Source organism: Flavobacterium sp. R1_16, from assembly GCF_057652095.1.
Genome location: NZ_JBYFCG010000001.1, coordinates 249,259 through 268,150, shown reverse-complemented (window position 1 = coordinate 268,150; position 18,892 = coordinate 249,259). Strand labels below are relative to the sequence as shown.

The following is an 18,892-nucleotide window of genomic DNA, read 5'->3' as shown; positions in this document are numbered from 1 at the left end:
TCTTTTCAACTTATCGTGATAATTATCTGAATAAATTTTTATCAAAAACCATTCTAATAGCATCAGCATGACGACGTTTTGCTCTGGTGTAACTTCCTGCTGCTGGAGCGGCATAGGCTTTTAACGACGCTAGTCTCCATTTTATAAAATCAAAATTCATTAGCATATAGCTATAAGCACCCATGTTTTTCGGTTCTTCTTGTGCCCATACATAATCGTCCGCATTTGGATATTTCGCAATAATCGCTTTCAATTGTTCTACTGGCAAAGGAAAAAGTTGTTCTATTCTAACTACTGCAACGTCTTTTCTTCCATTATTCTCTCTCTCGGCAATAATATCATAATAGAATTTCCCTGTACAAAAAACCAAGCTTTTTACTTCTTCTTTATTAACTGTTTCGTCATCAAATGTTTCTTGAAAACTACCTGTCACAAATTCTTCTATAGGAGAAACAACCCTTGGATCGCGCAATAAACTCTTAGGTGTAAATACCACAAGTGGTTTTCGGAAAGTGGTTTTCATTTGTCTTCTCAACAAATGATAAAAATTAGCAGGCGTTGTACAATCGGCCACATACATATTATGTCTGGCACAAAGTTGTAAATAACGTTCCATTCTAGCAGAAGAGTGTTCTGCTCCTTGACCCTCGTATCCGTGTGGCAACAAAAGAACTATTCCATTTTGATTATTCCACTTGTCTTCACCACATGAAATATATTGGTCAATCATAATTTGGGCACCGTTACTGAAGTCTCCAAACTGTGCTTCCCAAATAGTAAGTGTTTTTGGGCTAGCTAGAGCATATCCATAATCAAAACCTAATACTCCGTATTCTGATAAAAGGGAATTAAAAACATGAAAATTTCCTTTTTTACCTTCTAAGTTATTGAGTAAAGTAACTTCCTCTTCAGAATCCTCTACTTTAACAACAGCGTGACGATGAGAAAAAGTACCTCTTTCTACATCTTGACCCGAAATACGAACATCATATCCTTCTAACAACAAAGAACCATAAGCTAAATGCTCGGCCATTGACCAATCTAACTTATTTGTTTCGAAAAACATTGTCTTTCTATCGTTGATTAGTTTTTCAATTTTGCTGATGAATTTTTTATCAGAAGGCAGATTGCAAATTGCATTGGCTATGGTAACTAGTTTATCTTTTGGGAAACCCGTTTCTGTTCTTTGAAGCATTTGAACATCGGTAACCTGCTCAAATCCTTTCCATTCATTTTTCATAAATGGAGTTATAATTGTCAAGTCTTTTTTTCTTGATGCTTGAAGATTATCATCCAAGTCCTGTTTGTACTTGGCTTCCAAATCTTTTACAAAATTTTCATTAATCACCCCTTCTGACAATAATTTCTCGGCATAAATCTCTCTTGGATTTTTGTGCTTGGCTATAATTTTGTATAAAACGGGTTGCGTAAAACGTGGTTCGTCACCTTCATTATGTCCGTACTTTCGGTATCCTAATAAATCGATGAACACATCACTACCAAACTGCATTCTATAATCTAAGGCAAAAGAAACAGCATGTACAACTGCCTCAGCATCGTCAGCATTAACATGTAAAACTGGTGACAAAGTCACTTTTGCGACGTCTGTACAATACTTAGACGAACGTGCATCTAAATAATTAGTTGTAAACCCAACTTGATTATTTATAACAATGTGAATGGTTCCTCCTGTTTTGTATCCATCAAGCTGAGCCATTTGTATGATTTCATAAAGTATACCTTGTCCAGCAATAGCAGCATCTCCATGAACGGCTATGGGTAATACTTTTGAAAAATCATTTGGAAAATATCTATCTTGTTTTGCTCTTGTTATTCCTTCAATTACCGCACCTACTGTTTCAAGATGCGAGGGGTTTGGAGCCAAATTAATATTGATTTTTTTACCTGTGCTAGTTACTTTATCAGCAGTGAGACCTAAATGATATTTTACGTCACCATCAAAATATTCCTGATCATAATCTTTACCGTCAAATTCACTGAATATATCTTGAGTAGATTTTCCAAAAATATTTGCTAAAACATTCAAACGCCCACGATGAGCCATTCCCATAACAAATTGCTCTACTCCTTTTTCTGCAGCTTTTTCTATTAAAGCATCAAGAGCGGGAATTATAGACTCTCCTCCTTCAAGGGAAAACCGTTTTTGTCCGACATATTTTGTGTGCAAAAAGTTTTCAAAGGATACTGCTTGATTCAATTTATTCAGAATAGCCAACTTTTCATTAGTCGTAAAATTAGGCTGATTGTCATTTATCCCAATTTTATTTTGAATCCATTCAACAACTTCAGGATTTCTGATGTACATGTATTCTACCCCAATGTGTTGACAATAAATAGTATCTAAATGCTTTATAATTTCTTGAAGCGAACACGGTTTGATTTTAATAACCCTTGCTGCATCAAAAACTGTATTCAAATCTGCTTTTGATAATCCAAAATTCTCAATATCAAGAGTTGGTGATGAAGATCTTCTTTCTCGAACTGGATTCGTTTTTGTGAATAAATGTCCTCGAGAACGGTATCCATCAATTAACTTTAAAACATTAAACTCTTTTTGAAGTTTCTCAGACACATGAACACTTTCGACATCACTCGCTGCAAGATTAGCTAAATAGGTTACTGGGTTTTCTTCATTATAGGTGGTCATTCCAAAATCAAAACCTTGAAAAAAGCTTCTCCAACTTGGTTCTACACTATCCGGATTCTCAGTATATTGTTCGTACAATTGAGCAAAAAATTCTGTATGAGCTGCGTTTAAAAATGAAAACCTATCCATAATGGTGTTTGAAGTTCTTTTTTTGTTATAAATTTTTACAAAAATACAACAATCAAATTATATGTAAATGTATTCAAATGTATTTTTTACGTACTTTTACGTAAATTTTTGTTAAAAATACTCAAAATGAAAAAAGATTCTTTCAAACAAATTTTAAAATCTGTTTTAATCATTATTACTTTTGGACTATGTAATTCCATATTTGGACAACAAAAAATTACCGATTCGAATCAAGGTTTTTGGGACAACGTTCAATTTGGTGGCGGCATAGGTTTTAGTGCGGGTTCAGGATATACAGATTTGACTCTTGCGCCGAGTGCTATTTATAATTTTAACGAATATTTTTCTGCTGGAGTTTCTCTGCTTGGAACTTATGTTTCTTCAAAAAACTATTATAATTCATTGCATTATGGAGGAAGCCTAGTTACTCTTTTCAATCCAATTGAAGAAATTCAACTCTCTATTGAGTTAGAACAAATTAGAGTAAACAACGAGTATAAATCTATTGGAGGCAATTTTAAAGATAACTTTTGGAATACTGGCTTGTTCTTAGGAGCGGGTTATAGAACTGGATCGGTAACAATTGGAGCTCGGTACAATCTCTTGTATACTAGAGACAAAAATGTATACAATGAAGCCTTCATGCCTTTTGTTCGAGTATTTTTTTAAAAATCAAAAGGCATTTGGTTCTAGACATACTTGTTTCTAAACCAGACTTTCTGCCATTCTCTTTTTAAAATTAAAAAAGCGACCTGTCCAGATAATTCAACAATATCAGAACCGTCTAATTTTTTTACTTCATCTTCAGCTACATCAATGATGTACAATAAATTGAGGTATTCTGCGAATTTATATTGAATTAGTCTATACATTTTTTCTTGTAACTGAATTTTCAATTCATTAGGAGAAATGCTCATAGGAAAATCAACACCTTCGTTAGCTAAATTAAAATCTTTATTTAATTGTTCTATCAATTTTAAATATAGATTCTCGTTTTGAGCTTCAATGAGTAATAAGTCGGTATTTTTTGGCGAAATGAACATATTTTTTATTTAGAGAAAGAAAATTTTACTTCTAATTTACAGATTAAAAACCCTGTCATTTATACTTTTCTTCCCATTAAATTTTCACCAAAAGATTGAAGCTTTTCTTTCTTGTCATCACTAACATCTAACTTATGTAGAATTTCAAAAGCCTTAAGAGTATACTCTTTAATTGCTTTTTTCGTAGCTTCTGATGCTCCTGTAGAATCAAAAATTTCTTTGACCGAATCAATTTTACTGGTATTGTCATCAGGCTGTATTGAAAATAGATGTATCAATTGTTTCCGACTCTCCTCAGAGGCAAATTCAATTGCTTTGAGATATAAATACGTTTTTTTATTTTCGATAATATCGCCCCCAACCTGTTTCCCAAAAGTTTTAGGATCGCCAAACGCATCTAAATAATCATCCTGCAACTGAAATGCCAATCCTAAATTTAACCCAAAATCATATATCAAATTAGCATTTTCCTCCGAGGTTTGAGCAACAATAGCACCCATTTTCATAGCCGCTCCTACTAAAACTGCCGTTTTATATTCAATCATTTTTAGATATTCAGAAATCGTTACATCGTCTCGGGTTTCAAAATCAACATCGTATTGTTGTCCCTCACAAACTTCTAAAGCGGTTTTACTGAATAGTTTGGCCAACTCTCTAAAAATCGAAGGTTCATATTCTTCAAAATATTGATATGCCAAAATTAACATTGCATCTCCTGATAAAATTCCTGTATTGATATCCCATTTTTCGTGTACTGTTTCGTTCCCCCTTCTCAAGGGAGCATCATCCATTATATCATCATGAATCAATGAAAAATTATGAAAAACCTCAACGGCTGTTGCAGCAGCCAATGCATTTTTACAATCGGTATCAAAAACCTCGGAAGCCATTAAAGTTAAAACCGGACGTAATCTTTTACCACCAAGCGACAAGATATACCGAATTGGTTCATAGAGATTACTTGGCTCGTTCTTTAAAACTAAGGATTGAAAATGATTTGATACAATATCTTGATAATGCGAAATCGGGTGCATGAAATTTTTTTGGGCTAATTTAAGGTATTCTATTCGCTTTTCAAAAGTAAGGTTTTTTCCTAATGTTAAATTTACGTTAATAATATGGAAACTATTTTAGTGTTAAAAGTTTCGTTTTATTTTTGCGGCATAATTTTAACATATCATGAAAGATAAAATCATCAAAAAAGCTACTGACATGTTCTTGAAACTTGGTTTTAAGAGCGTTACCATGGATGATATTGCCTGCGAGATGTGTATTTCCAAAAAGACGATTTACAAGTATTTCAGCAATAAAGAAAAACTTATTGAAGAGGGAACTGAAGTCGTCCATCAAAAAATTCATTCTTTAATGGATGATATAATCTCTAAAAATTACAATGCCATTGCCGAAAATTTTGAAATGCGAAAAATGTTCAAAGAAATGTTTCAATCCTTTGACCATTCTCCAGCCTATCAGCTAAAAAAACATTACCCTGAAATTTATCAGAAAATGATGTGTACGGAAATAGAAGATTGTAGTCAAATGTTTCGCCAAAATATCGAAAAAGGGATTACTCAAGGGTTATACCGAAAGGAAACAGATATCGAATCTGCAGTAAAATTTTATTACACACTTATTTTTTCTATTAATGAAAACACCATGATGGAAAAAGATGCATACGAACTTGAAGCGAAAGCACTCGAATATCACACACGCGCAATCGCAACCGAAAAAGGAATTACAGAACTCGAAAATCAATTACTTAAATCAAATATATAATCATCAATGAAAAACAAATTAATAATTCTTCTAGTTGTATTTGCTTTCCAGTTACAAGCACAGGAAGCAAAAACGCTTCTGCTGAAAGACGCTATAAACTATGCTTTACAAAATAAAGTAGAAGCAAAAAAAGCAGCTTTGGATGTAGAAAATGCCGAATATAAAATTCAGGAAGTTCGTTCACAAGCTTTACCTCAAATTTCTGCTAATGGAAGTTTAACCTATAATCCAATTTTGCAATTGAATGCATTGCCTGGAGACTATTTTGGAGCACCAGGAACAACGCTTTTGGCACCACTTGGTCAAAAATGGAATTCGGTAGCAGGAGTATCATTAACACAGAATATTTTTAACGAACAAGTTTTTACAGGATTAAAAGCAGCAAAAACGACACGTGAGTTTTACAAAATTAACAAAGAACTTACTGATGAACAAGTGATTGAACGTGTAGCAACGGCTTATTATCAAGTGTATTTACAACGTCAAAAACTTACGGTTATTGAAAACAACTTAAAAAATACTACCAAAGTTAAAGACGTTATCAAAAATCTATTTGACAATGGTTTAGCTAGAAAAATAGATTTAGACCGAATTACAGTAACCTTAAATAACATTACTACTTCTCGTCAACAATTGCTTAACGCTGTTGAAATTCAAGAAAATGCCTTGAAATTTTATATGGGAATGCCAGTAAATGATAAAATCATCATTCCGGAATCAGAAGTAAAAATACTTCCTGTAGTGTTAGAAGAAACTGCCGAAACATCAAACCGTTCTGAATACCGATTGATGGAAACCCAAAAAACACTTTTGGAGTTTAATAGACGTGCCATGAAATCATTGTATTATCCAACACTTTCTGCTACTGCAGGATACAATTATATTGGTCAAGGTCCTGAAATGCCTTTGGGAGCAAAACCTTCAGAAGGTGTTTATTGGTCTGACTTTTCTTCTATCGGATTGAACTTGAATATTCCAATTTTTACTGGTTTTGGAACACGTGCCAAAGTGCGTCAAGCTGACATCGATGTTCGCAAAGCCGAAGTTGATTTAGCCGATACCAAACTGGCTTTAGATTTAGCTTATAAAAATGCAAAAACACAAGTTGAGAACAGTTTGATTACAATCGAAAATCAAAAGGAAAATGCAAAATTGGCACAAGAAGTTTATGACAATACGCAAAACAATTATATAAATGGATTGGCTTCATTAACCGATTTATTAGATTCTGAAAATTCATTGGTAGAAGCACAAAACAATTATAATACTGCACTTTTAGATTATAAACTGGCAGAAATTCAATTAATAAAATCACGAGGAGAATTAAAATCATTAACTAACTAATACTAAATATATCTTATACAAATGAAAAAGTTATTATACATAGGAATAATCGTTGCTGTTGTTGCATTATTCGGCTTTATATTAAGCAAGAACAAAGCACAAAATGAAGCCGAAACTGCTGTTGTGGCACAAAAAAACAGCTCGGTTGCTGTAAAAACCGAAACTATAAAAACGGAGAACCTTTCTACAGATTTCATTGCTAACGGAACTTTTGCTCCTTTTCAGGAATTAAATTTTGCTGCAGAAAAATCAGGAAAAGTAACTCAAATTCTTGTAAAAGAAGGTGATAGGGTTTCTGTAGGTCAAACTCTTGCTGTTATTCGCGGAGATGTTGCTAATGTTGAAGCTCAAGCGGCAAAAGCTTCTTATCAAACAGCTTTAAACGATTTCAACCGTTTTGAAAGTGCCTATAAAACAGGCGGTGTTACCAAACAACAATTGGATCAGGCAAAAATAGCTTTGATTAATGCTGAGTCAAGATTAAAGCAAGCAAACATCAGTGTTGGTGATACTAGAGTTAAAGCACCAATAAGTGGAATTATCAATAAGAAATATATTGAAGTTGGTTCTATGCTTACATCAATGCCAGCAACTGAAATGTTTGAAATCGTAAACACTTCAAAATTAAAACTTAATGTTACTGTAAATGAAAACCAAGTGAGCACGCTTAAAACAGGAAACAAAGTGAAAGTTACTTCAAGTGTTTATCCTGATAAGCAATTTGATGGTAAAATTACATTCGTAGCTGCTAAAGCTGATGCTTCTTTAAACTTTGTGGTAGAAGTAGAAATAGCTAATAATCCTAGTGGCGATTTAAAAGCAGGAATGTATGGAACAGCTCATTTTGAAAGTAATGATAAACAAAAAGCTGCTATTCGTATTGTTCCAAGAGTTGCTTTCGTAGGAAGTGTTAGCAATAACGAAGTATTTGTTATAAAAGACAACACTGCAAAACTAACCAAGATTGTTTCAGGAAGAATTTTTGGAGATAAAGTAGAAGTTTTAGACGGTTTAAATGACGGTGATGTAGTTGTTACAAGCGGACAAATCAATTTAACTGACGGAGCAAAAGTAGAAATAGTAAAATAGTCTTCAGTTGATAGTTTATTAGTATTGAAAATTAATGCAATACAAAACTTGAAACATTAAACTTGAAACTTTAAACTAAAGTAAAAAATGAAATTAGCAGAAATATCTATAAAACGCCCAACCATCATTGCGGTATTATTCATAATACTCACGCTTGGAGGTTTGTTTAGTTACTCTCAGTTAGGCTACGAATTAGTACCAAAATTTGAGGTAAACGTTGTTACCATTTCAACAGTATATCCGGGAGCATCTCCAAGTGAAGTTGAAAATACGGTAACCAAAAAAATTGAAGATGCCATCGCATCACTTGAAAATGTAAAAAAGGTAGAATCAAAATCGTATGAAAGTCTATCATTAGTAATGGTTACTCTTACTGCCGATGCTGATGCCGATTATTCATTAAACGATGCACAAAGAAAAATCAATGCTGTGTTAAAAGATTTACCAGACGATGTAGATCCGCCTTCATTGGTTAAATTCTCTATTAGCGATTTGCCAATCATTACCATTGGTGCAACAGCTAATATGGATGAAGTGGCTTTTTATGATTTGTTGGACAAAAAAATCCAACCCGTATTATCTCGTGTTAAAGGTGTTGCTCAGGTAAATTTAGTTGGTGGTGAAGAACGTGAAATTCAAGTAAGTCTTGATGCAACAAAATTACAAGGTTACGGACTTTCTATTCCGCAAGTTCAGCAAATGATTTTATCTTCAAATCTTGATTTCCCCACAGGAAACATCAAAACGAGAGAAAACAGTACGCTTATCCGTTTGTCAGGAAAATATAAAAATGTAGATGAATTACGTAATTTAGTATTATCAACCAAAAGTGGAATACAAATTCGTTTAGGTGATATTGCCGATGTTCAAGATTCACAAAAAGAAGTAGAAAAAATTGCACGTGTTAATCAAAATAGTGCTATTTTATTGCAAGTTATCAAGCAATCTGATGCTAATGCTGTTGCGGTAAGTGAAGCCATTCAAAAAACAGTGGCGCAACTTGAAACAGATTATAAAACCGATAATGTAAAGCTTAACATTGCCGATGATACTACACAATTTACATTGGTAGCTTCAAATGCTGTAATGAAAGATTTATTTATTGCTATTTTCCTTGTCGCATTTGTAATGTTGTTTTTCCTTCACAGTTTCAGAAATGCATTAATCGTAATGGTTTCCATCCCGGCATCATTGATTGCCACTTTCATCGGAATCTTTTTATTAGGATATACTTTGAATTTGATGAGTTTACTTGGACTATCGCTCGTGGTTGGTATTCTTGTGGATGATGCGATTGTGGTATTGGAAAACATTCACCGACACATGGAAATGGGTAAAAACAAAGTTCGTGCAGCCTATGATGGTGCTTCAGAAATTGGATTTACAGTAACGGCTATTACTTTAGTAATTGTGGTGGTATTTTTACCAATTGCAATGAGTACAGGTTTGGTATCTAACATTATTACACAATTCTGTATGACGGTTGTTATCGCTACATTGTTATCATTATTAGCATCATTTACAATTGTGCCGTGGTTGTTTTCGCGTTATGGAAAATTAGAGCATATTACCAATAAGACATTCTTTGGAAGAATTATCCTTTCTTTTGAAAGTGGTTTGGATAAATTTATACATTGGGTAACCGGAATTTTAGAATGGTCATTAAAATACAAAAAAACGACTTTAGCCATTGTATTGGTAATGTTTTTTGGTTCATTCGGATTAGTTACAGGTGGTTATATTGGAGGCGAATTCTTTGCTAAAATTGATAAAGGTGAATTTATGGTTCAAATTGAGTTGCCAAAAGATGCTTCTGTTGAACAATCTAATTTCATCACACAAAAAGCTGAAAATTATTTAAAAAGCAAAAAAGAAGTACAAGGTTTGATTACTACAGTTGGACAAACGAGTGATGGATTTGGAGGTTCACAAACCACTGTTTATAAATCAGAAATCAAAGTAACGCTGAACGATAAATCTGAAAGAGAAGATAATACTTTCGTCTATGCCGCAAAAATAAAACGTGAACTTGAAAAAACTTTAGTCAATGCTAAAATCAAAACAGTTCCTGTAGGTTTATTTGGAGCAGACCAAGCGCCATTAATGCTTACTGTTACTGGATCATCTCAAAAAGATGCTATGGCATTTGCAGAAAAAGCTGCTGCTGAATTGAAAAAAATCCCAGGAGCTTCAGAAGTGAAATTAACTTCAGAAGACGGAAACCCTGAAATTAATGTACAGGTTGATCGCGATAAAATGTCAGCATTAGGTTTGGATTTAAGCACTGTTGGTATGACAATGCAAACGGCTTTCAATGGAAATACCGATGGTAAATTCCGTGCCGGAGAATATGAATATGATATTAACATCCGTTATGACGAATTCAACCGTTCAAATATTAATGACGTAAGCGAATTAATTTTTGTGAACAATGCTGGTCAACAAATTAAATTATCTCAGTTTGCTAAAGTTACTCAGTCATCAGGACCAAGTTTATTGGAACGTCGTGACAAATCACCGGCTGTAAGTATTGAAGCACAAACTGTTGGTCGTCCTGCCGGTACTGTTGCTGGCGAATGGGAAGCTATTTTCTCAAAAATGGAACGTCCTGCTGGAGTAAACTATGTTTGGGGTGGAGATATGGAAAACCAAACAGAAGGTTTTGGTACATTAGGTTATGCCTTATTAGCCGCTATCATTTTGGTTTACCTAGTAATGGTTGCTTTGTACAACAGTTTTGTAACACCATTTGTGGTATTATTCTCCATTCCGCTTTCATTTATTGGTGCACTGATGGCATTAGCATTAACAAACAATTCTTTGAATGTGTTTACCATTTTGGGTATTATTATGTTGATTGGATTGGTATGTAAGAACGCTATTCTACTTGTCGATTTTGCTAATCATAGAAAAGAAGCAGGAGAAAGTACTCATGACGCTTTGGTACAGGCAAATCACGCTCGTTTACGTCCAATTTTGATGACAACCATTGCGATGGTATTTGGTATGATTCCAATTGCTTTGGCAAAAGGTGCTGCTGCCGAAATGAATAACGGTTTGGCTTGGGTAATTATTGGAGGATTGATTTCGTCATTATTCTTAACCTTAGTTATTGTTCCAGTAGTGTATGCTATTTTTGATAGTATTAAAAATAGAATTCGAAAAGGAAAAGAAGAAACAAACTATGCTGAATTAATCTCAGCCGATTATACTCCAACTGAACTAAGTGAAGATGGATTTACAGCAAAACATAATATGTAATATTTATTAGGTTTTATTGGTTAAACAAAAAAGGAGCTCAGATTTGAGTTCCTTTTTTTGTAGCTAGTCTAGTCTTATTTGTTTACAATAGCTTCTTCTTTCCATGATTTGATAGAAGAAATTCTGCTTTTAGAATAATCTACTTCGCTTAATGTTTTGTTGTTCCAAAAAACCCATTTACCTGTTTTCTCTCCGTTAGCAAATTCTCCAATAGATTTTTTAACACCATTTTCGTCATAAGAAACCCATTTCCCTTCCAATTTTCCATTTTTAAAAAAGCCTTCTTGCTGAATTTGACCATTCTCAAAAAAATAGGTTACTTTAACCTTATTCCCAACCGTTTCTAGTTTTGGTTCTTTATTCTGTGCTAAAGTCAATCCTGAAATTAACAAAGCGCTTAAAATCAATATCTTTTTCATAGTCGTAGGATTTATTTGTTCATATTATCTTAACAAATGTATAAAAATATTTACATTAAAAAAACTTTGACTTAACAATTTGGTAACATTGAGAAAAACTTAACATTGGACACAACGATTTGTAACCGATGAGAATAGCTAAAAATTTACAATTCACAATTTATAATTCATAATTAGTCCTAAATTTGCACTCTAATATTATTTCAATGTATAGAAGTCATAACTGTGGGGAATTGAACGCCTCACATATTAATCAAGAAGTTACACTTGCTGGTTGGGTACAAAAATCAAGAGATAAGGGATTCATGAATTGGGTTGATTTACGCGACCGTTATGGAATTACACAATTATTATTTGACGAAAGTCGTTCAGAAAAATCAGTTTTCGAATTGGCTAAAACTCTTGGAAGAGAATTTGTAGTTCAAATAAAAGGAACTGTAATTGAGCGTGAAGCCAAAAATAAAAATATTGCAACAGGTGAAATTGAAATTCTTGTAAAAGAAATGACCATTTTAAATGCTGCTTTAACTCCTCCTTTCACTATTGAAGATGAAACAGATGGTGGTGAAGACATCAGAATGAAATACCGCTATTTGGATATACGTAGAAATCCTGTTAAGAATAGTTTATTATTCCGCCATAAAGTAGCTCAAGCGGTTAGAAATTATCTTTCTGATTTGGATTTCTGTGAAGTTGAAACTCCTTATTTAATTAAATCTACTCCAGAAGGCGCAAGAGATTTCGTTGTTCCAAGTAGAATGAATGAAGGTCAGTTTTATGCTTTACCACAATCGCCACAAACATTCAAACAACTTTTGATGGTTGGAGGAATGGATAAATATTTTCAAATTGTGAAATGTTTCCGTGATGAAGATTTACGTGCCGACAGACAACCTGAGTTTACACAAATCGATTGCGAAATGGCATTTGTAGAACAAGAAGATATTTTAAATGTCTTTGAAGGATTAACGCGTCATTTATTAAAAGAAATAAAAGGTATTGAAGTAGAGAAATTCCCAAGAATTACATACGATTACGCCATGAAAACTTATGGTAATGACAAACCAGACATTCGTTTTGATATGAAATTTGGTGAGTTGAATGAAGTTTCTCAACACAAAGATTTTCCTGTTTTCAATTCCGCTGAATTAGTAGTTGGAATCGCAGCTCCAAATTGTGCAACATATACTCGTAAAGAAATCGATGCTTTAATTGACTGGGTAAAACGTCCACAAGTTGGTGCTTCTGGAATGGTTTATGTAAAATGTGAAGCCGACGGAACTTACAAATCATCGGTAGATAAATTCTACGATCAAGAAGATTTAGCAAAATGGGCTGAAATTACAGAGGCAAAAGCAGGCGATATGATTTTTGTACTTTCTGGTCCAGCTGATAAAACTCGTGCTCAACTTTCTGCTTTAAGAATGGAATTAGCAACAAGATTAGGATTGAGAAATCCTGCAGAATTTGCTCCGTTGTGGGTTGTAGATTTCCCTTTATTAGAATTGGATGAAGAATCTGGAAGATGGCACGCAATGCACCATCCATTTACGTCACCAAAACCAGAAGATATGGAATTATTAGCAACTAATCCTGGTAAAGTTCGTGCCAATGCTTATGATATGGTTTTGAACGGAAACGAAATTGGTGGTGGATCTATAAGAATTCACGATAAGGCTACGCAACAATTGATGTTCAAATATTTAGGATTTACTGAAGAAGAAGCTCGTAATCAATTTGGATTTTTAATGGATGCCTTCCAATTTGGAGCTCCGCCACACGGAGGTTTAGCTTTTGGATTAGATAGATTGGTAGCCATTCTTGGTGGTCAAGAAACCATTCGTGACTTTATTGCATTCCCAAAAAACAATTCAGGAAGAGATGTTATGATTGATGCACCTTCTATCATAGATGATAAGCAATTAGAAGAATTGCATATTAAAGTAGATTTATAATAATCAGAAAACGCTGAAAATCAATATTTTTTGCAAAATAGTAACATAGTTTTAACTTTTGTATTATTTTAAAGATTACATTTGTCGCATTATAAATTATTTATTACAATTACAATGCGTACAGGTACAGTTAAATTTTTCAATGAATCTAAAGGTTACGGATTCATTACAGACGAAGAAACAGGAAAAGACATTTTTGTTCATGCTTCAGGAATAAACGCTGAAGAACTTCGTGAAGGTGACAGAGTTAGTTATGAAGAAGAAGAAGGTAGAAAAGGAAAAGTTGCTGCAAAAGTAGCCGTTCTTGAAGACTAAAATATATACATTATTTTTGTTAACCAGAATTAAAAGCGTTTCGAAATCAATCGAAACGCTTTTTTTTTGCAACTTGAAATCAGCCTACTTTAATCCTAAAATTAAAAGAGATTAAACACTTCTTAAAGTAATAGTAATTCGTTATTTATAATGAATAAAAATTGTAAATTTACATCAACTCTATTGAGACTAATTTTTATTTTTTCATTGCAAATTAATTATTGAAAGTTATCTTTGTGGCAATTTATTTTATTCTTGAAAAATTATGCAATCAAATCAATTAGATTATTTACCTATTTTAATGCAATTCCTACTAGCAGTGGGTTTTGTAGTAGGCACAATAATAATTTCAGGCAAATTAGGCCCTAGAAGAATATCAGATATTAAAGATAAAAATTTCGAATGCGGAATCGAATCCATAGGAAATGCTCGTATTCCTTTTTCGGTAAAATATTTTCTTGTTGCGATACTATTCGTTCTTTTCGATGTCGAAGTTATATTCCTTTATCCTTGGGCTATTAATTTCAAAGAGCTAGGAATGGAAGGAATGATAAAAATGATTATATTCATGCTTTTACTTTTGATAGGGTTCTTTTACATTATCAAAAAGAAAGCTTTAGAATGGGAATAAACTAATTACGAATTATAAATGAGTGATTCTAAAACAAAAATGGTTGCTCCACCAGAAGGAGTGGTTGGAGAAGGTTTCTTTGCTACAAAACTAAATGATGTTGTAGGACTGGCTCGTGCTAACTCTTTATGGCCTTTGCCTTTTGCAACTTCATGCTGTGGAATTGAATTTATGGCCACTATGGCTTCTCACTACGATTTAGCACGATTTGGATCTGAAAGAGTGAGTTTTTCTCCACGTCAGGCTGATATGTTAATGGTAATGGGTACGATTTCTAAAAAAATGGGGCCAATTTTACGCCAAGTATACGAACAAATGTCAGAACCAAGATGGGTAATTGCTGTTGGAGCCTGTGCCTCATCTGGCGGGATTTTCGACACCTATTCTGTTCTACAAGGAATCGATAAGGTTATTCCTGTTGATGTTTATGTTCCAGGTTGTCCTCCTAGACCAGAACAAATTGTAGATGGCGTAATGAAATTACAAGAATTAGTAAAATCAGAATCTGTTCGCAGAAGAAGTTCTCCTGAGTACCAAGAATTATTAGCCTCTTATAATATTAAATAACATAATGGCTATAGAAAACACAGACATTCAAGACAAACTAGTTGAAACATTTGGAGAAAGTGTATTTAACTTTCATCAAGAAAGAGATGTTTTTACTTTTGAAATTGATGCTAATAAAAATACCGCAGTGATTTTGTTTCTAAAGAACAGTCCAGAATTGCGTTTTCATTTCTTAACCGATTTATGTGGTATTCATTATCCTGACAATGATGAAGATCATCAATTTGCTATTGTGTATCATTTGCATAATTGGTATGAAAACAAACGCATCAGGATCAAAACATTTCTTAATGCAACTCCAGAAATAAAAACAATTTCAAATATATTCCCAAGTTCCAATTGGATGGAAAGAGAAGCTTACGATTTTTATGGTATTAATTTCGTTGGACATCCACAATTGAAGCGTATTCTGAATATGGATGAAATGATTTCTTTCCCAATGCGAAAAGAATTCCCAATGGAGGATTCTGGAAGAACAGATAAAGACGATCGCTTCTTTGGAAGAACAACAACAAATTTATAATTTTTCACATTCTATAAATGTCAGAACTATTATTACCACCAGAGCATCGATATGCTAAAATAATGAAGGAAAAACTAAATGAAGACGGAAGCGAACTTTCGATTCTGAATTTAGGACCTACTCACCCTGCAACACATGGTATTTTTCAGAATATTTTGTTGATGGATGGAGAGCGAATTCTTGAAGCGGAACCAACCATAGGTTACATACATCGTGCATTTGAAAAAATCGCAGAAAACCGTCCTTTTTATCAAATCACGCCTCTTACTGACCGAATGAACTATTGCTCCTCACCTATTAACAACATGGGTTGGTGGATGACATTAGAAAAACTATTAGGTGTAGAAGTTCCTAAAAGAGCACAATATTTACGTGTTATTGTAATGGAGCTAGCCAGAATTACTGACCATTTGATTTGTAATTCTATTCTTGGGGTTGATACTGGAGCCTACACTGGTTTCTTATATGTTTTTCAATTTAGAGAAAAAGTATACGAAATCTATGAAGAAATTTGTGGCGCTCGTTTGACAACAAATATGGGAAGAATTGGAGGTTTTGAAAGAGACTGGTCACCTAAAGCTTTTGAATTATTAAATACCTTTTTAGAGGAATTCCCTGTAGCTTGGAAAGAATTTGAAAATCTTTTTGAAAGAAATAGAATTTTTATTGATAGAACCGTAAATGTTGGTGCAATTTCTGCTGAAAAAGCTATGGCTTACGGATTTACAGGTCCAAATTTACGTGCTGCTGGCGTTGATTATGATGTTCGTGTGGCACACCCTTATTCTTCATATGAAGATTTTGACTTTATTGTTCCTGTAGGAAAATCAGGTGATACATACGATCGTTTCTGCGTTCGTAATGCAGAAGTTTGGGAGTCTATTAGCATCATCAAACAAGCATTGGCAAAAATGCCAGAAGGTCCATACCATGCAGATGTTCCGGATTACTATTTACCTCCAAAAGAAGATGTTTATCACAACATGGAATCTTTAATCTACCATTTCAAAATTGTTATGGGAGAAGTTCCTGTTCCAGTTGCTGAAATTTATCACGCTGTTGAAGGTGGAAATGGAGAATTAGGTTTCTATTTGGTTACCGATGGAAGTAGAACTCCTTATCGATTGCACTTTCGCAGACCTTGTTTTATTTATTATCAAGCTTATCCAGAAATGATAAAAGGAGCATTATTATCTGACGCGATAGTAATTTTGTCAAGTTTAAATGTTATTGCTGGAGAATTAGACGCATAAATTTATGGAACATACACATTACAAACAAGAAATAAACATAACCGAAACATTGATGAATCGCATCAATGAGTTGATTAGTCATTATCCCGAAGGAAAACAAAAATCAGCTTTATTACCTGTTTTACACGAAGTACAAGATGCACATGACAATTGGTTGAGTATCGAATTGCAGGACAAAGTCGCTGAAATTTTAAAAATTAAACCTGTTGAAGTGTATGAAGTGGTTTCATTTTACACCATGTTCAACAGACGACCAATCGGGAAATACATGTTCGAATTCTGTCAAACTTCACCGTGCTGTTTGAATGGAGTTGAAGGTCTGATGGATTATACTTGTGAAAAGTTAGGTGTGAAAGTAGGCGAACCAACTCAAGATGGACTATTTGAAATAAGAGGAGTAGAATGTTTAGGTGCCTGTGGCTATGCTCCAATGATGCAATTGGGTGATTTTTACAAAGAACATTTGACTAAAGAAAAAATTGACCAATTAATCGCTGATTGTAAAGAAAATAAAATCACGTTACACGATAAATAATATGTCACAAAAAATATTATTAGATAAAATTAACGTTCCAGGCATCAAAACCTACGAAGTGTACCGCAAAGAAGGTGGCTATGCATCGGTTGAGAAAGCCTTGAAAAAACTAACCCCAGACGAAGTTGTTGAAGAAGTTAAAACTTCAGGTCTTCGTGGTCGTGGAGGTGCGGGATTTCCTGCTGGAATGAAATGGAGTTTCATCGACAAAAAATCGGGAAAGCCAAGACATTTGGTTTGTAATGCCGACGAATCAGAGCCTGGGACATTCAAAGATAGGTTTTTGATGGAATACATTCCTCATTTATTAATTGAGGGAATGATTACTTCAAGTTATGCCCTAGGAGCAAATCTTTCCTACATCTACATTCGTGGAGAATACATGTGGGTGTACAAAATTTTAGAAAAAGCGATTGCTGAAGCTAAAGCTGCTGGATGGTTAGGAAAAAATATTTTAGGCTCAGGATATGATTTAGAATTGTATGTTCAAATTGGTGGTGGCGCCTATATCTGTGGGGAAGAAACCGCGTTAATTGAATCTCTAGAAGGTAAACGTGGAAATCCTAGAATTAAACCACCTTTCCCAGCAGTTTCAGGACTTTGGGCTAATCCAACAGTGGTAAATAATGTAGAAACAATTGCTGCCGTGCCTTGGATTATCAATAATTCTGGAGCCGATTATGCAAAAATAGGTATTGGTCGCTCTACAGGAACCAAATTAATTTCAGCTTCTGGGAATATAAAAAACCAAGGTGTTTTTGAAATTGAATTAGGTCTCTCTGTATATGAATTTATGAATTCTGATGAATATTGTGGCGGAATGCAAACCGAAAGACCTCTAAAAGCTTTGGTTCCAGGAGGAAGTTCAGTTCCCATTTTACCTGCTCATCTAATCTACAAAACAGCTGCTGGAGAAGACCGATTAATGACCTATGAAAGTCTTTCAGATGGTGGTTTTGCATCAGGCTCTATGTTAGGTTCCGGCGGATTTATCGTTTACGATGACCGAGCTTGTATTGTTCGTAATACTTGGAATTTCTCTCGTTTCTACCACCATGAAAGTTGTGGACAATGTTCTCCATGTCGTGAAGGAACAGGATGGATGGAAAAAGTATTACACCGAATAGAAAATGGTCATGGTCGCGAGGAAGATATTGATTTGCTATTGAGCATTCAAAGTAAAATAGAAGGAAATACTATTTGTCCTTTGGGTGATGCCGCAGCTTGGCCTGTAGCAGCAGCGATTCGTCATTTTAGAGATGAATTTGAATACCATATTCGCTTTCCAGAAAAAATAAAAAACAGAGATCATTTTGTTGCTGAACCTTTTGAAAGTGTTAAGCATTTGATTTCTAAAGTAACTGTATAAAGACAAGAAATTACT

The 18,892-nt window shown here is 34.0% G+C and carries 17 protein-coding genes; 13 read left to right on the top strand and 4 right to left on the bottom strand.

Annotated elements, in window-relative coordinates; all coding sequences use genetic code 11:
* Positions 1–22: 22 nt before the first annotated feature.
* Positions 23–2,797 (bottom strand): 2-oxoglutarate dehydrogenase E1 component, encoded by a 2,775-nt coding sequence (locus AC23L6_RS01140; protein ID WP_487560456.1) that lies wholly within the window; start codon positions 2,795–2,797, stop codon positions 23–25.
* A gap of 126 nt (positions 2,798–2,923) precedes the next feature.
* On the opposite strand from AC23L6_RS01140, the gene AC23L6_RS01135 reads away from it, so the two are divergent.
* Positions 2,924–3,466, top strand: coding sequence for a hypothetical protein (locus tag AC23L6_RS01135; protein WP_487560455.1), 543 nt, complete (start codon positions 2,924–2,926; stop codon positions 3,464–3,466).
* 20 nt (positions 3,467–3,486) lie between these two features.
* On the opposite strand, the gene AC23L6_RS01130 is transcribed toward AC23L6_RS01135, so the two are convergent.
* Together AC23L6_RS01130 and AC23L6_RS01125 are read right to left on the bottom strand one after the other, a co-directional pair.
* Positions 3,487–3,840 carry a hypothetical protein gene (locus AC23L6_RS01130; RefSeq protein WP_487560454.1) on the bottom strand — a complete coding sequence of 118 codons (354 nt, stop codon included), beginning with the start codon at positions 3,838–3,840 and terminating at the stop codon, positions 3,487–3,489.
* Positions 3,841–3,899: 59 nt separating this feature from the next.
* Positions 3,900–4,874 (bottom strand): polyprenyl synthetase family protein, encoded by a 975-nt coding sequence (locus tag AC23L6_RS01125; RefSeq protein ID WP_487560453.1) that lies wholly within the window; start codon positions 4,872–4,874, stop codon positions 3,900–3,902.
* A gap of 145 nt (positions 4,875–5,019) precedes the next feature.
* On the opposite strand from AC23L6_RS01125, the gene AC23L6_RS01120 reads away from it, so the two are divergent.
* The 4 genes from AC23L6_RS01120 to AC23L6_RS01105 all read left to right on the top strand — a co-directional run bounded on the left by AC23L6_RS01120 (position 5,020) and on the right by AC23L6_RS01105 (position 11,310).
* Positions 5,020–5,616 (top strand): TetR/AcrR family transcriptional regulator, encoded by a 597-nt coding sequence (locus AC23L6_RS01120; RefSeq protein ID WP_487560452.1) that lies wholly within the window; start codon positions 5,020–5,022, stop codon positions 5,614–5,616.
* A 6-nt stretch (positions 5,617–5,622) separates the two neighbouring features.
* Positions 5,623–6,960, top strand: a complete 1,338-nt coding sequence (locus AC23L6_RS01115; RefSeq protein WP_487560451.1) for a TolC family protein — start codon at positions 5,623–5,625, stop codon at positions 6,958–6,960.
* Positions 6,961–6,981: 21 nt separating this feature from the next.
* Complete coding sequence (locus AC23L6_RS01110; RefSeq protein ID WP_487560450.1) at positions 6,982–8,049, top strand: efflux RND transporter periplasmic adaptor subunit; 1,068 nt, start codon at positions 6,982–6,984, stop codon at positions 8,047–8,049.
* Positions 8,050–8,136: 87 nt separating this feature from the next.
* Complete coding sequence (locus AC23L6_RS01105; protein ID WP_487560449.1) at positions 8,137–11,310, top strand: efflux RND transporter permease subunit; 3,174 nt, start codon at positions 8,137–8,139, stop codon at positions 11,308–11,310.
* Positions 11,311–11,384: 74 nt separating this feature from the next.
* On the opposite strand, the gene AC23L6_RS01100 is transcribed toward AC23L6_RS01105, so the two are convergent.
* Entirely contained in the window at positions 11,385–11,729 is a 345-nt protein-coding gene (locus tag AC23L6_RS01100) for a toxin-antitoxin system YwqK family antitoxin (RefSeq protein ID WP_487560448.1), read from the bottom strand.
* 206 nt (positions 11,730–11,935) lie between these two features.
* Between AC23L6_RS01100 and aspS the strand changes: the two genes are divergently transcribed.
* From aspS to nuoF, 8 genes are all read left to right on the top strand, one after another.
* Positions 11,936–13,684: an aspartate--tRNA ligase gene (gene aspS / locus AC23L6_RS01095; protein ID WP_487560447.1), complete on the top strand. Its 1,749-nt coding sequence runs from the start codon at positions 11,936–11,938 to the stop codon at positions 13,682–13,684.
* 114 nt (positions 13,685–13,798) lie between these two features.
* On the top strand, positions 13,799–13,999 hold the full coding sequence (locus tag AC23L6_RS01090; protein ID WP_151106850.1) for a cold-shock protein: 201 nt from the start codon (positions 13,799–13,801) through the stop codon (positions 13,997–13,999).
* 265 nt (positions 14,000–14,264) lie between these two features.
* Positions 14,265–14,630 carry an NADH-quinone oxidoreductase subunit A gene (locus AC23L6_RS01085; RefSeq protein ID WP_487560446.1) on the top strand — a complete coding sequence of 122 codons (366 nt, stop codon included), beginning with the start codon at positions 14,265–14,267 and terminating at the stop codon, positions 14,628–14,630.
* Positions 14,631–14,648: 18 nt separating this feature from the next.
* Positions 14,649–15,197 (top strand): NADH-quinone oxidoreductase subunit B, encoded by a 549-nt coding sequence (locus tag AC23L6_RS01080; RefSeq protein ID WP_487560445.1) that lies wholly within the window; start codon positions 14,649–14,651, stop codon positions 15,195–15,197.
* 4 nt (positions 15,198–15,201) lie between these two features.
* Positions 15,202–15,720 carry an NADH-quinone oxidoreductase subunit C gene (locus tag AC23L6_RS01075; protein WP_487560444.1) on the top strand — a complete coding sequence of 173 codons (519 nt, stop codon included), beginning with the start codon at positions 15,202–15,204 and terminating at the stop codon, positions 15,718–15,720.
* Between the two features lie 17 nt (positions 15,721–15,737).
* Positions 15,738–16,973, top strand: a complete 1,236-nt coding sequence (locus AC23L6_RS01070; protein ID WP_487560443.1) for an NADH-quinone oxidoreductase subunit D — start codon at positions 15,738–15,740, stop codon at positions 16,971–16,973.
* 4 nt (positions 16,974–16,977) lie between these two features.
* A complete protein-coding gene (locus AC23L6_RS01065; protein WP_487560442.1) occupies positions 16,978–17,508 on the top strand; it encodes a complex I 24 kDa subunit family protein in 531 nt (176 codons plus the stop codon).
* Position 17,509: 1 nt separating this feature from the next.
* The gene (nuoF, locus tag AC23L6_RS01060) at positions 17,510–18,877 is read left to right on the top strand and encodes an NADH-quinone oxidoreductase subunit NuoF (RefSeq protein WP_487560441.1); all 1,368 of its coding nucleotides are present in this window, start codon (positions 17,510–17,512) and stop codon (positions 18,875–18,877) included.
* Positions 18,878–18,892: the final 15 nt, after the last annotated feature.